The sequence below is a fragment of the Aquimarina litoralis genome (assembly GCF_019295435.1).
GTDB classification, from domain to species: Bacteria; Bacteroidota; Bacteroidia; order Flavobacteriales; family Flavobacteriaceae; genus Aquimarina; species Aquimarina litoralis_A.
This window is the reverse complement of record NZ_WEKL01000031.1, coordinates 42,174-57,035: the sequence shown is the minus strand read 5'-3', so window position 1 is coordinate 57,035 and position 14,862 is coordinate 42,174. Positions and strand designations below refer to the sequence as shown.

Annotated in this window: 15 protein-coding genes; 12 read left to right on the top strand and 3 right to left on the bottom strand. The window is 31.7% G+C overall.

What is annotated here, in order from left to right; all coding sequences use genetic code 11:
* The first annotated feature begins 1,320 nt into the window (after positions 1-1,320).
* Together GBO31_RS16130 and GBO31_RS16125 are read left to right on the top strand one after the other, a co-directional pair.
* Complete coding sequence (locus GBO31_RS16130) at positions 1,321-1,719, top strand: alkyl hydroperoxide reductase (protein WP_246615895.1); 399 nt, start codon at positions 1,321-1,323, stop codon at positions 1,717-1,719.
* Positions 1,710-2,084 carry a DoxX family protein gene (locus tag GBO31_RS16125; protein WP_219009389.1) on the top strand — a complete coding sequence of 125 codons (375 nt, stop codon included), beginning with the start codon at positions 1,710-1,712 and terminating at the stop codon, positions 2,082-2,084. Before GBO31_RS16130 ends, GBO31_RS16125 begins: the two co-directional genes overlap by 10 nt.
* Before the next feature lie 497 nt (positions 2,085-2,581).
* On the opposite strand, the gene GBO31_RS16120 is transcribed toward GBO31_RS16125, so the two are convergent.
* On the bottom strand, positions 2,582-4,198 hold the full coding sequence (locus GBO31_RS16120) for a hypothetical protein (protein WP_219009388.1): 1,617 nt from the start codon (positions 4,196-4,198) through the stop codon (positions 2,582-2,584).
* Between the two features lie 152 nt (positions 4,199-4,350).
* Positions 4,351-5,139 (bottom strand): hypothetical protein, encoded by a 789-nt coding sequence (locus GBO31_RS16115; RefSeq protein ID WP_219009387.1) that lies wholly within the window; start codon positions 5,137-5,139, stop codon positions 4,351-4,353.
* A gap of 437 nt (positions 5,140-5,576) precedes the next feature.
* On the opposite strand from GBO31_RS16115, the gene GBO31_RS16110 reads away from it, so the two are divergent.
* From GBO31_RS16110 to GBO31_RS16065, 10 genes are all read left to right on the top strand, one after another.
* Positions 5,577-5,735 carry a hypothetical protein gene (locus GBO31_RS16110; protein ID WP_219009386.1) on the top strand — a complete coding sequence of 53 codons (159 nt, stop codon included), beginning with the start codon at positions 5,577-5,579 and terminating at the stop codon, positions 5,733-5,735.
* A 45-nt stretch (positions 5,736-5,780) separates the two neighbouring features.
* Positions 5,781-7,730, top strand: coding sequence for a tetratricopeptide repeat-containing sensor histidine kinase (locus tag GBO31_RS16105; RefSeq protein ID WP_219009385.1), 1,950 nt, complete (start codon positions 5,781-5,783; stop codon positions 7,728-7,730).
* An 11-nt stretch (positions 7,731-7,741) separates the two neighbouring features.
* Positions 7,742-8,413, top strand: coding sequence for a DNA-binding response regulator (locus tag GBO31_RS16100; RefSeq protein WP_219009384.1), 672 nt, complete (start codon positions 7,742-7,744; stop codon positions 8,411-8,413).
* A gap of 85 nt (positions 8,414-8,498) precedes the next feature.
* Positions 8,499-8,684 carry a DUF1508 domain-containing protein gene (locus tag GBO31_RS16095; RefSeq protein ID WP_219009383.1) on the top strand — a complete coding sequence of 62 codons (186 nt, stop codon included), beginning with the start codon at positions 8,499-8,501 and terminating at the stop codon, positions 8,682-8,684.
* Between the two features lie 176 nt (positions 8,685-8,860).
* The gene (locus GBO31_RS16090) at positions 8,861-9,067 is read left to right on the top strand and encodes a hypothetical protein (RefSeq protein ID WP_219009382.1); all 207 of its coding nucleotides are present in this window, start codon (positions 8,861-8,863) and stop codon (positions 9,065-9,067) included.
* Between the two features lie 2 nt (positions 9,068-9,069).
* On the top strand, positions 9,070-9,840 hold the full coding sequence (locus GBO31_RS16085; protein ID WP_219009381.1) for a hypothetical protein: 771 nt from the start codon (positions 9,070-9,072) through the stop codon (positions 9,838-9,840).
* Positions 9,841-9,848: 8 nt separating this feature from the next.
* A complete protein-coding gene (locus tag GBO31_RS16080; RefSeq protein WP_219009380.1) occupies positions 9,849-10,583 on the top strand; it encodes a hypothetical protein in 735 nt (244 codons plus the stop codon).
* 9 nt (positions 10,584-10,592) lie between these two features.
* Positions 10,593-11,666 (top strand): type I restriction endonuclease, encoded by a 1,074-nt coding sequence (locus GBO31_RS16075; protein ID WP_246615894.1) that lies wholly within the window; start codon positions 10,593-10,595, stop codon positions 11,664-11,666.
* Positions 11,667-11,677: 11 nt separating this feature from the next.
* The gene (locus GBO31_RS16070) at positions 11,678-12,070 is read left to right on the top strand and encodes a hypothetical protein (RefSeq protein ID WP_219009379.1); all 393 of its coding nucleotides are present in this window, start codon (positions 11,678-11,680) and stop codon (positions 12,068-12,070) included.
* A 42-nt stretch (positions 12,071-12,112) separates the two neighbouring features.
* On the top strand, positions 12,113-12,760 hold the full coding sequence (locus tag GBO31_RS16065) for a thermonuclease family protein (protein ID WP_219009378.1): 648 nt from the start codon (positions 12,113-12,115) through the stop codon (positions 12,758-12,760).
* A 94-nt stretch (positions 12,761-12,854) separates the two neighbouring features.
* Here the strand turns inward: GBO31_RS16065 and GBO31_RS16060 are convergent, their stop codons facing one another.
* Positions 12,855-14,522 (bottom strand): hypothetical protein, encoded by a 1,668-nt coding sequence (locus tag GBO31_RS16060; RefSeq protein WP_219009377.1) that lies wholly within the window; start codon positions 14,520-14,522, stop codon positions 12,855-12,857.
* Positions 14,523-14,862: the final 340 nt, after the last annotated feature.

Sequence of the window (14,862 nt, the reverse complement as noted above, 5' to 3'; positions counted from 1 at the left end):
ACAATAGATATAGTTATTAATTTATATAATAATGAAAGACCACATATGAGTATTGGAAACCTAACTCCAGATCAAGTACATCAAAACAACATAAAAACTGAAAAATTATGGAAAAATTATTACCTAAAAAGTCCTGTCATTGTAAACCAATAATAGGATTAAAAATATGTGTAAAGTTATTTTAGGATTAATATAAAATATGTAAACTTTTTTTAGGACGACACACCCCACCTATATAGGTACCCCCTCCCCACCCATATAGGTGGGTTTTGGTAATTTCTGAATGGTTTCTCTTAAAAAATCGTTAATGTTATATTGTTTAAAACATACAGCATGAATTGACGGGTTTAGAGAATGAACTTACCGGGCTGCGAGACAAATATTAATCCAATAGGGCTTCGAGACGTGTCCGCCTAAGAGGAATATCAGCCTTCGGATGTGATCGAACCCTGAGGTTCTCGAAGGGTGAACTATAAGGCAATGAAAAAAAGAATGAAGGCTATATCAAAGCTAATAACTCAGACCTTCAAATGAATACACTTCTAGATGTTTGCTTAGCTTACCGGGCTTCGAGCGCACTTCGACAAGCTCAGTGTGACACATCAGCCCTCGGATTGATTTGAACCCTGAGGTTACTCGAAGGGTTAACTATTAGGCAATGAAAAAAAGAATGTACCCACAATAAAAAGTTATTCAAAGAAAACATATTTTACTAGGCTTCGAGAATGAACCTACCGAGCTTCGAGTGCACTTCGACAAGCTCAACGTAACACCTCAGTCCTAGGATATTATCGAACCCTGAGGTTACTCGAAGGGTGGATTTGCTATGTTACAAATTTATATATAGCGAATCTGGCTTCGAGTGCACTTCGACAAGCTCAGTGTGACACTTCAGCCCTCGGATTGATTCGAACCCTGAGGTTCTCGAAGGGTGGATTAATAGTGCTTGAATGATTATTATCGCTACGTTAATACATCTCCCTAAATCCCTCTTCAAAAGAGGGACTTTTGACTTTTTCCCTTTGTACAAGAAGACAATACTAACTACTCAATACTAACTACTCAATACTAACTACTCAATACTAACTACTCAATACTAACTACTCAATACTAACTACTCAATACTAACTACTCAATACTAACTACTCACTMCTCACTCCTCACTACTCACTACTCACTACTCACTACTCACTACTCACTACTCACTTCTCACTACTCACTTCTCACTACTCCATACTTTATAGAAAAATTATCATTTGATTAATGTGTTACGAAATGCATTTTATATACCTTGTTTTTATAATTTCATAAAGATTACATATGAGTAACGAACAGATGTCTAGAGTGTTGATAATTGCAGCGATTTACAACCTATTATGGGGTGCTTGGGTGGTATTGTTTCCCAATCATTTTTTTGAATTGGTCGGTATGGAACTCCCAACACATCCTATGATTTGGCAAGGTATGGGCATGGTGATAGGCGTATATGGTTTAGGCTATTGGTGGGCAGCACAAGATCCCACTACACATTGGCCTATAGTAATGGTTGGATTTTTGGGTAAAATCTTTGGACCACTAGGTTTTCTGTTTAATTATATTACTGGAGAAGTGCCTTTGGAATTTTTCTACACATTGATTACGAATGACTTTATTTGGTGGATTCCTTTCTTTTTGATCCTCAGAAAAACGCACCAACAGAAAAAAATTAAATGGATATAAAACGCATTTTATTATATCTACTCTCCGGTTTCTTTTTCATTGCGGGTATCAATCATTTTGTGTATCCTGATTTCTATCTACCATTGATCCCTGAGTATTTAGGATATCCTGAAATTATCAATTACAGTAGCGGTATGGCAGAAGTTTTGCTTAGTATTGGGTTATTATTTGCCTATACTCGTAAAGTTTCTGCTTATCTAATCATTGTTTTATTGATTATTTTTATACCTTCTCATGCGTATTTTATTACAATTGGCAGTTGTGTACCCGATGGTTTATGCGTTCCTAGTTGGGTTGCATGGGTACGACTCATTATTATTCATCCTTTGTTTATGGTTTGGGCTTGGTATGTCAGGGGATTATAGCGTTAAGAGGATCCAAAAAATGGTTGACTAAGCATTGAAATAACTAAATAAAAGATAGATCCCAAAACCAAATAAAAATATAGATACAAACATTCCTAAGCTTTTATCAAACTTAGAATATGGGATTCCTTTTTGCCATGCTTTTTTTGAATGCTCCCAATCCATTTTATACGCTAGAAAAATATATACGGGAGCCACAAAAAAGAAAATAATTAATAATATCATCTGTCAAAAATAACTATTCACATATAAATGCTTCATAAAAGATCGGAAATATATGGTAGTAACCGATTGTCTTATAAATCTTTCTTTTATAGCGCCTTCTAAATCTTGTAGTAGCTCTAGGGTTTCTAGCACTAGCTCCCAAAAACATCAAAATTGCTACTAATAAAACTACCAGACTCATTTCTCATCTTTTCTATTTCTCTTAGTATCAAAATAGTACGAAATTTTACCTATATATGATTTACTAAATAAGCTAATAAAAAAAATACTTGCTATTTCTTTTTGGTAAAAATTCCAAAAGGTATTCCTACTCTTATTCTACCTGTAAAACTATCAAATGAATTTTGATTATGAAAAGCATTTTCCCATCCCAAATCAATCCCAAAAAACAAGGAAGTTTTATCTTCATTAATTCTTCTAAAAACTGGACCTAATAAAACTGTACTATTATTAATAAAAAAGGCTTCATCTCTTCCGTCAATAGCATAATTATACCTGGCAGCAATATTAAAGCCTAATGTTTTTTTTCTACCCCAGAAATAAGCAAAATAACCATACATAGAACCATATACAATAGTTTTATCTATATTCTCATAAGACCCTAAAACGTCTCCCTGTTCAGTGTTTTCATCTCTAACTATTATTGTGTTATCAGCATTTAAAAAAAGTTCTGGGTCTCCTTCAACCAATCCTGTTCCTAAATAAGAACCGTAGTTAACAGTATTTCCAAATTGCCAATAAAACAATCTTTTGGGACTATGACTTATATAGTTTGCATCCATGCTAAATGAATATTCAAACTCATTAATTGTTTTCTCCAGTTCGGAAAAATTGTTTAAAATAGCAGCGTCGATATTCTCGTCAGCAAATGAATATTGAGCATTTGCTATGTTTAACCCAATACGAATCCAAGGAAAATAGTATCCTTCTAACAAATCATTCTTCTTATCAAACTCATATAATAAATTATTCTTTATATAGTTTTCTAATCCTTTATTTTCAGGGTCAGCTAAATTAGCTCTTATAAATTTTTTAATATCGGTATAAAACTTTAATTCCTTTTGGATTAGGTCATAAGCTTCTTTTTCTTTTCTAGTCATTAACAAACCTTTTACTTCATTATAAAGGTCTCTTATCAATTCATACTCCTTAGATCTGGGCAAATCTCCATTATCAATTAAATATTCGTTGAGCGAATATATCTTGTCCCTTATTTCCTCAATAGATTTGTATTTAAACCCTTTAGCTTTTCGCAACGCTTGGAGTGTCCTTCGATTACTTACATGATTAAACTCTGTATCTCCTTCTCTAAATCTTTTTAACCTACTTCCAACAATAGGAACTTGTTGAGTACCTCCTCCGGGAATCCATTGCCCAGAACCAAAGGGAAGTTTTATAACAAAAGAAGTATTAAAACTTACTTTATCTTTCCAAGAGTCCTCAGAGTAAAATTCGAATACGGAACCTGATCCTTCAATACTAGCGCCTGTGGTTAAAAAAAATAGAGCATTTTCATCATCATCCAATTCAAAATTGGCACTTGCAGATATATTTGTCTTGTCTGTATTCTGTGAATACCCAAAAGCACTTGTTCCTGAAGCCAAATCACTATTACCAAAAACTACTTGATTAAAAATATTCTTAATATTCTCATTCAATAATTTAAACTGAACAACTTTTAAAACATCACTATCTTTCTCTTCTATAATCTTATAACTATCAAGCTCTTTGTCTAGTACTTGTGTATATTTTTTATACTCAATTGTTTCTCTTGGTGTTTCAATTCCGTTTACTGTTGTATCTTTAGTTTCTTCTTGATTTTTTACCTCCTGACTATATGAAAAGATAATTGATAACGTAAAAAATAAAAATGATAATGATGTTCTCATTTAGTAATATTTGAGTGATTATAGATCTTTTATAAACTAATTTTTAATGTTAGTGAAATGAATTTACACAATGCTTAATTTAAAATAAATACCCAATATTAGGGATATTTATTGTTAAAAAAATAAATTTACTAAATACTATAAACTAGAGTTCACTCCTTTAGTATATACTTGCGAACGATCGTTTGAGTAATTGGTTTTAGCTCTACATTCCTTATAGGATGTTTCCCTGACATTGTAAAAAGCTCTACTTTATTATTTCTCTTATAATACCAATATAAAGGCTTTCCTCCTTCTTCAAAAAAGTCCCTAATGCTATCATTGTATTTTACTTTCTTAAAGTTATCTATCCAGTTCTGATTATAGTTGATACTAATACCATTTGAATCACATTCAACCTTCTCATAATGATCTACAGACCAAGTCATGCACTCTCCAGTGTCTTGTATCCAATTTATACCAAAATATAATGCGATTATTGAAGGAATAGTAATAGAGATACTTATAATTATTCTTCTGCTCCAATTACTACCAGTATCACCTTCTCCAATATCTTCAGGAGGATCATTATCGATATCACTTCCTGTAGAATCTTCAGGTTCGCGCTCTACTTCTTGTATATCCTTTACAAAAGGAACTTTTTCTAAATAACTTTTGTCTGTTGGTTGATTCTTGATAAACTGTTCTATGGAGTCATAGTCAAGAAAAACCAAAAATTTATTTATAATCGAATTCGTTGGCTCCTGTTTTTTTCCATCATTAAAAAAATAATCGAAATAGATTAATAGTGTTTTATAATATGTTTCTTCAGGTTCCTTTCCTTCTTTTCTAGTTATAACTTCAGAAATCTTTTTTGCTAGTGTAGTTTTTGAACTGATCCAAGGGTACTTTTCAATAGCTCTTACAAATGTAAGAGCAACTATTTTTTTGAATTCCTCCATAAATTGTTAGTGTCTTACCCTAAAGTAAGGAATTTTCATGGAAATCTAATTGTGGAAAATCACATTACACTTACCATTATTACGGGTTTCCATCAAAATTCTACAGGACTTCTTTCTAATTTCCATGCAAAATCTTGCCATTTATAAAATATTTGCAGTGTAACGTAACAGGAATTAGTTGATGTTCTATAAAGCTAAAAAAACACGAATACTTGTAGAGCAATAACTAATTCAAAATCGGAAATAATAAGACAGGATCTGTGAGTTGATCCGGGAAGAACAATCTACTTTTTCTGTCTTTGACTTTCCACACATTCTTCCCAAAAAAATTAAAGAGGCGCCTCTTTTCATTTAACGCAATTGCTGAACGGCAACAAACCCTTGGGTTCTACACCCGAACAGCTCTTGCTATTACAAATTTTTAAAAAAGTAATATCATGAAAAGAGTAATTTTAATATTGACAGTTATCATATCAAATGCAACATTGTTTTCTTGTACAACCTCAGACATAGCAGAAGAAATCGCTATCGAAGAATTAGCTACCGAAGGGGAAGATGGTTCTACCGTTGAATCAGAGGAAGAAGATGATAACTAAGGGAATATTTACTTAATAAATATCATATTTTATTAATTTAGAGGAATGAAAACTATAAGACTTACATTCCTCTTTTTTATTTCTATCACTTTTCTTTTTTGTTCTAGAAATCAAACTGAAAACAGTAATTCTATATATTCTCCTATTATTGATAGGATTAATAAAAAATACGATCAAGCAAAAAATAAACAATCCTCTACGATCAAAAGATTTAAATCAATTGACGAGGCAATATCAATTTCAAAACAAAATCAAATAGATTCTCTTCTATTAAAATCTATAAGCTATAAGTCCACGCTATATGGAGTCAAAAAGGATTACACTAATGCCATAAAAACAACAGAAGATCTTATAGCAATATCAAATAGACTAAAGGATACCTCCTATTTAGCTAAAGCCTATGGGAAATTTGGACGTTATTATTACAAGCAAGACAAAATTACAGAAGCGTATAAGCATTATTATAAAAGCTTAAACCTTTATAAAGCTATCAAAGATAGTATTAAAGTGGCAAAGCAATTAAGATCAATTGCAGATATTGAAAAATCTTTTGGAGATTTTATATCAAGTGAAGCGACATGTTTTAGGGCCCTAAAATATTTGGATACTATTCAAAATCCCACACAAGTAGCCGAATTATATCAAATAATTGCAATAACTGCTAGAGAACAAGAAGATTATAAAAATGCATTAAAATACAATGAAAGAGCAATACAATTGACTAAATCTAAAGCACATAGAAACGTTTATAAAAACACAAAAGGTGTCATTTATCAAAAAATGAAAAAGTACTATGATGCAATTAATGTATACGAAGGACTTATTACTGATTCTTTAGTTATAACAAAACCTAAGGAGAAAGCTCGCATTCTTAGTAATCTTGCTTTTACAAAATCAAAATTAAATTATAACTGGGCTAAAAAAGAGTTGTTGGAAGCTCTGAAAATAAGAAAAAAAGAAAAGGATATTAAAGGATTAATAGCCAGTAACATTCATCTTTCTAAATACCATATTGGTAAGAATAAAGATTCTGCGCTTGAGTATGCCAATAAAGCTTATGAAATATCAAAAGAATTAAAAAGTATTAGTAGTATTGTGGAATCTCTGGATTTAATAATCGAAATAGAAAGCAAATCTTTAAATCAACTATTAGAATACAAAAAAATCAGTGATAGTATTAATTCCTCAAATAATTTATCTAAGAATCAATTTGCTAGAATAAGATATGAAACTGAAGAAAAAGAAAAAGAAAATTTAATACTAAAGACTGAAAATACTCAAAATGCTCTTTCTCTACAAAAAAAAGAAAACGAAAGCATTCTTTATGCAGGAAGTGGAGTATTAATTCTTATAAGCTCTTTCTTTATCTTCTTCTATCTTCAAACCAAACACCGAAAAGAAAAAATACTAGAACGTCACAGCACGGAAAAGAGACTCTCTAAAAAACTGCACGATGAAGTTGGAAACGATGTATTTTATTTAATGTCTCAATTACAACAAGAAACTCATCGCTCTGCAAATTCTGCTAATAATGAGATTATTCATGGATTAGATGCTGTATATCATAAAGTGCGCGACTTTTCCAGAGATCATAAAATTGAAACTGGTTCCGAATATGGTGACGAGCTGTTGTCACTTTTGAATTCTTATGGTAATCAGAATATCAAAGTGTTTACCAATACCCAGAAAGATGATTTCTGGGAAACAGTCGCTGACTATAAAAAAGTAGAACTCTATTGGGTACTGAAAGAGCTGTTGACCAATATGAAAAAGCATAGTCAAGCGACTATCGTATCCGTTGTTATCACCAAGGAGAAAAAGAATATTATAGTAAAGTATACTGATAATGGTATTGGTATGGATCTTAATGCCACTCAAAAGCATAAGAATGGGCTTCACAATGTGGAAAACCGCATTAAGGATATGAAAGGAACCATTACATTTGAAACCAAACCCCAAGAAGGTTTTAAAGCTAGTATTGAATTCGCCCCATAATACCAAAAACTATGTTTAAGAGAATTATTATTGCAGAGGATATTGACAGTGAAAATTTGGGTATAGTTTCGTCCATTAATGTACTTACTCAAACAGAAGCCGAAACCAACCAATCTTGTGATAAAACCTTATCAAGAATCAAAGAAGCGATTATCAAAGAAAAACCTTATGACTTATTGATTAGTGATCTCTCCTTTAATCTAGATACTCGAATATCTCATAACATTACAACTGGAAAAGAATTGATCCATCAGGTAAAAAATGTTCAGCCAGATATTAAGGTTATTGTCTTTAGCGGTGAAGATAAACCTGCTATTATCAAATCTCTTTTCGACAATTATAACATTGATGGATATGTTTGCAAAGGCCTTTATGGATTATCCGAATTAAAAAAAGCCATTTCACAAGTACATTTTGGCAATACCTACACTTGTCCTGTATCTAAGCATGCATTACATCAAAGTAATGTTACACAATTAGATTCTTACGAGGTTCAATTGCTAAAGCTGTTGGCAAACGGTTATAAGCAGGACGAAATCAGTCTTCATTTTATAGAAAAAGGTATCGAACCCAATAGTAAACGATCTATTGAAGACAAAATCCGAAAACTACGCCAGGAGTTTGATGCCAAAACCACCATTCAATTAATCCACCTAGTAGATGGAATGGGATTGATATCTTAAATTTTCTTTCTCTTGTGGAATTCCACAAAGAACTCTTCTCTATTAAAATTAGGTTTGTTATGTATTAATATATAAACCTAATATCATGGCAAATCCAAAATTTGAGATCAAAAAAAGAACAAACGGCGAATTTCAATTCAACCTTCGTGCTGGCAATGGAGAAATCATTGCTACTAGTGAAGGATATGCTTCTAAACAAGGATGTAAAAATGGAATCGAGTCTGTTAAAAATAATGCGCCAGATGCAGAAATAGAAGATCTAACTTTATAATATTGGAATCAAACATAAAGCTTGTTTTGGGGTAATGAGCTTTTAAACTGACCTGTTGGGTTCATAGAACCTAATGGGTCTTTTTTTTAAAACATATCCATCACTGTGGAAAACCACAAGGAATTGGTTTTGAGTACTCGTAAGTTTGAGGAGTATTAATCTTAAAATTTCAAATAATGCCTAGATATTATGTAAATAAAAATGCTCAGACAAATGGTGACCACGAAGTCCATAAATATGGATGTCCTTGGCTACCTAATCTAGAAAATAGAATCTATTTAGGAGAACATACCAGTTGCAAATCTGCGGTAAGAAAAGCCAAAGAATATTATAGAAAGGTTAATGGGTGTTATCACTGTTCATATGAATGTCATACTAGTTGAATATGAGTTTTTTAAAAAGCGCTATAAATCAAGTAGGTAGAGATGTTGGTAAAGTAGTAAGCAATTCTCTTTTTAAAGATAGTCATGCTGCTCCTTACCGGAGGGTAACAGGTATTAGAAAAACAGTCCACAATTCTTTAAGTTCTAAAACTGAATTTGAAAAGGCAATTGATTTCCAAACTGGTCATAGACCAAGTACTTTAATAGCTAAGATTTCAGGAGTATATACTATAATAAAGAACAAAGTCAATGAATTCCTCTCTGATGGATATTTAGATACTTATGAATCGGAAATACTCTTTGAAATGATGCAGAGGTTTAATAGTAAAGTAGATGACATTTGCGATCTTCTAGAAATTGATGAAACCTCTTTTGAAAAGGAAATTAATCAACTTACTAAGATTGTAGAAAAAACAAATACATTATTTCAAAAAGCTTTACAATTATCCTCAAAAGGGTGTCAATTTAGAAAAATGGAACATTTAGAGGAGGCAGATAAAATTAAATTAATAGGTTTCTTTGAATATGTTGGTTTCAATATCATCTGGATGGGTAACTATGCAAGAGGTAAACAAAAATCGATGACTAATACAGTTCTTGCCAACATAGCAGATATACTAACCTGCACTTGGCCTTTAACTAGGTCCTATCTATTATTGGAAGGTATACTTACCTTTTCTAAAGAAAGTAATCGAAGAAAAAAAATAAAAAATGCCCATTTGAAACTTGCAGAAATCGAAGGAAAAAGAGGTGAACTTTATTCTAATATCTAGTAAAACTTATGAAAAAAATAATACTAATCATAATTGTTGCTTTTACAACACTTTATTGTTCTTCACCTAAAAAAAATGAAGTTGTCAAAATATTAAACGAGAAACCTGTAACAATGAATAAGGAAATATCGGAAACTACGATTCTAAACTACAAAACATTAAACAAAAAAATACTACCAAACACAGCTTCTTCAAAAAAAGTTATTATAAATCTAGTCATATCAGACAATGACGTTACGGAAAGCAAAGTACGGGATTTGTTAACTACAATTTATCGTAACAAATCAAACGAGATAGGAGTTCCGATAACTATAGGAATTTATGCTTACCTGTCCAAAGACAAAGCAAATTCTGGAATGGCTCAATGGATTGGAATGTTAAGTAAAAGTTATACTCAATCTATTCCCAAAATAAGTATAAATGAATCACAATTAAAATATGCAAATTCAAAACCAGAAACTAAGTTTGGGCTCAACGAAAACGTGCGTAAGGAAATATGGAACTTAATAATAAAATATGAAGATAAAGCTCAAAAGCTTGCTGATATAAAGTATCCATTAGATGATTCGAAAACTGTAAGGTCTAATAGTCAAAAAAATCTTCAATTAAATAGAAAACTAGTAAAACAATATAAAAACGAGCTTTCTAAACAATTAAAAATAAAGGAGCAAATTATTGATTCTATATCATCCGAAGGTCTTGAGTACGGATGGACATTTCCAAAGTATTATTATAATGATTAAAATAAAAACATGATAGAACTACAAAATCAATTCAAAGCCCTAGCCGATAAGATTGAGCAGCTTAAGGACAAAATAGAAACCGAAGAATCTACCAAACACGCGTTTGTATTACCTTTTATCAATCTCTTAGGATATGATAGCTTTGATCCAACCGAAGTCGTACCGGAATTTACAGCAGATTTAGGTCTTAAAAAAGGCAAAAAGGTAGATTATGCCATATTTCAGAATGAAAACCCTGTACTAATCATAGAATGTAAAAATTGGAAAGAAGATCTTGATGTCCACAACTCACAGTTATCGAGGTATTTTCATGTTACGCATACACGCTTTGCATTACTAACCAACGGTATTGAATATCGATTCTATACAGATCTGGAGAGGGCCAATAAAATGGATATAAAACCTTTTCTAGAATTCGATATCACAAGTCTGAAGGAGAATACAATACCCGAGATAGCTAAGTTCCATAAATCGAATTTTGATGTAGATAAAATAGTAGATAACGCAAGTTCCCTAAAATACACTAAGGAAATCAAAAAGCTTATCAATTCTGAATTACAAGAATCTTCTTATGACTTTGTGAGGCTATTTGCCAATCAGGTATATTCTGGAAGGCTTACCGAACGAGTAATGGATGAATTCTCTGAATTAGTGCATAAAGCATTTAATCAAACCATTAGCGAAAAGGTGAATGATCGCTTAAACTCGGCATTAAATAAAGAGGCCGAGAAACAACACGAAGAAATATTAGAAAATGAAGAAGAAGTAAGCAAGATTGTTACTACAGAAGAAGAATTAGAAGGTTTTAGAATAGTTGTGGCAATTCTGCGTCGAAAAATAGCGGTAGAAAGAATTGTACATCGAGATACGCAATCCTACTTCGGAATTCTATTAGATGATAATAATAGAAAACCTATTTGCAGATTGCATCTAGACGGAACTAAAAAATATATAAGTCTATTTGATGAAAACAAAAATGTTCATAAGGAACAAATTGAATCAATTGATAGTATCTATGGTTTTGAAGAGAAATTACTTCAAACTATAGATTATTATGAAAGTATAATTACTTCGAGAGAATAAAATAAAATCCTATGAAAAGACTCATACTAATAACCTTAATAATTACTGCCTCTTATCAGTGTAATTCCCAAAGCATAGAAACCAAATTGTATCTGAAAGAAGAATTGGTAAAGCAACGTGAGGAACTATTAAAACAGGTAAGAGAAATTCAAAAAAGAATAGATGCTATTGATCAGGAGCTTGGAAATACTACAAATTCTACTTCAAATACGCAATACTTAACAAAATCTGTTAATTACAATTCAAAAAGCTCGTATTATAATTCTATTAATAATAGTACCACTAAAAAGAAACGATATAGTGTCAAACCTAATAGAAAGTATATCCGAGGTTCTAGAGGAGGATGCTATTATATCAATTCTAATGGCAATAAAACCTATGTAGATCGTAGTCTATGCAATTGATGTATAAATTTATTACTTTAATACATTGAAAAAGAAAAGCCTATGGGAAATTATTTACGCATTATTATATCATTTATTACGCTAACCGCATTTACTGTTGTTAACAAATTACCAAAACAGTTTGAAGCAAAAGTTATAGGTATCAAAGATGGAGATACTATCGAAGTTTTATACAATAATGAACCTATAGTCATAAGGTTGGAACATATTGACTGCCCAGAGAAAAAACAAGACTATTGGCAAAAAGCAAAACAATTTACTTCTGATTTTTGTTTTGGTAAAAAAGTAACAGTAATATCCAAAGGTCGTTATGATAGATATCGTAGACTCATAGCAGAAATCAAATACAAAGATAAAGTACTTAACAAAGAATTGGTAGCTAATGGATATGCAATTCACTTCAAAAAATATTCTACTGATGTTAACTATCATGCTTTAGAAATCATAGCTAAGCAGAAGAATATTGGTATTTGGTCAAAGCGTTCCAAAGATGATAACTTAGATCAGGAAAAGAAAAAAACTAAATGCGAAGTAGAAGTTTATATCTGTAATAGTACAAACAGCCAAACATATCACTATGATAAAGACTGTAGAGGTCTAAGTCGTTGTAAAGATTCTATACGTAAAATATGCAAACGCAAAGCGGAAAAACAATATGGCAGAGTATTGTGTAATTATGAAAAGGACTAAAAATTACTATTAACTTTTAACCCTTGAAATCAACACCCCTAACCATTATTGCCCATGATTAGAGGTGTTTCAAATAATCTGTAACCTATGTAGATTATTGGTACATATCAATATTTCCCCAATTGGTGATTGTATCAATCTGAAGAGATAATCGTTCCATTTTTTCTAGATCTTCTAAAGCTTGCTGTAATCCCAGTTCGGAGACTATAATAGTATTCCCTAATTGTTTTCTCAGCGTAGGCGAATGAATAAATATTACATGCATTGTATGATTCTCTTCAAGTTCATTATCTATTTCAGGTCTATCAATCACATAACTAAAAGCAACTTTGGGTGTATGCCCTTCAGGTAACTCTTGGTTCAAATCAGCTTCCTCTAATTGATCGACTTTGTTTTTCAATTTTAAAAGAACTTCTTCCCCATTGTTCAATAAAGGAGTTCCATTTTCAAGTATTATAGTTCCTAAATTACCTTCAATTTGGCCTAAATTCAAACCTCCATTATTATAAATTTGACCAGAAAATGAAATAGGTTTATCCAGAACAAATTCATTAATGGTTTGTTTTAAATTAGGAATAGATTTTAAAAAGCCAAATTCTAAATGAAATTTATTATTTATGGAATTTGATTGATGAATTTCTGGTATTCCTTTTAACTCGAAAAATCCATTTACATTTTTTTCAATGTATTTATGTAGTCCAATACCTGTTGGATAATATGTATCTATCGTTCCTTTTAATCTTCTCATTTGGGATCCAAAATACATGTCATCCATATCTGGGTTTACAGAACATCCTTTCTTTTTTCTTTCTTCTTCCGCTTGTCTTTTAGCCTCTTCTAGTTGTTCTTCATCTATGTTAGACTCATCATTACTGTTGTTGCTGTTGTTGGAATTATTATTATTCTGTGTTCCATTATCGTTTTGGTTATCTTCTTTTTTGCAAAAAACCTCTCCAAAATCCTCTCCAATCATACTGCCTATAGCATATCCTCCACTAAATCCTGAACCGGCACCTGCAATTGCCCCTCCAACTGTTCCAGCAGGTCCTGCAGCACTACCTAATAAACCACCGCTTACTCCTCCAAGCACCGTGCCGGCAGCAGCACTGCCTACTCCTAACATCAATTTATATTTATTAATACAGTCAGATTTAGAACTGGCTCTCCCTAATTCATTCCAATCATTACTTAGATTGGATAATGAATCTCCTTCGTTAAATAAGTTTTCGTAAGTGAAATCCATCCAAGTGTTGCTCATTGAATTAAAATAGAAACTTGAACTATGACCAGCAGCAAAGCCTTGACCTAATTGAAAATTATTAAATCTTGCCATGATATTCTGTGCTTCCGTGTTTAAGCTATTGTATTTTTTTAATCGTGAAATAGCAGTAAGCGAAATAGATTCTAATCCATTTAAGCTATCAATAGCAGAAGATACTGCTGATAGTTCTTTGACGAAATTTATGGTATGCTCTTTACTTTTCATTACTAATTGAATATTCAAAGAATTATTCAAGTTTCGGTATAATTTACTCGCTTCATAATCTGCCAAATCATCTAAGTTCACAATTGTACGCTTACCTAATGATTTATTATGTAAATCACTTAATCTCAAAATAGCATCTCTGGTTTTATAAAATGAAAAGCTAGCCGGTTTCATTGTAATTTCACCATGTTCATTTTGAGTTGAATAATTTTTCAATAAATCTAACATTGAGTTAAAAGCTCTTTTTTTTCGAATAATTGTTAAATCATTTGACATAATCTTTTTTTTAAAATTTAATATTGACTTGTAATAAGATCTTTTTTTATGATGAGTACTATCATATCTTATAATGATAAAAGTACTCTTGAAAGAAGCATAAAAACATACCCACTACTGGGTAAAACAAACACCCCTAACCATTATTCTTAATGATTAGGGGTGTTGCAGGCTGTACTTCCACTCCCGATAGCTATCGGGATAGTGCGAAACCTCACCCTTCGAGTACCTCAGGGTTCGAACTAATCCGAGGACTGAGGATCTCGAAACCCCATAAGTTCATCCTTCGAGTAGCACTTCGACTTTAGATAGCTATCGGGACAGCATACATCTCAAAGTC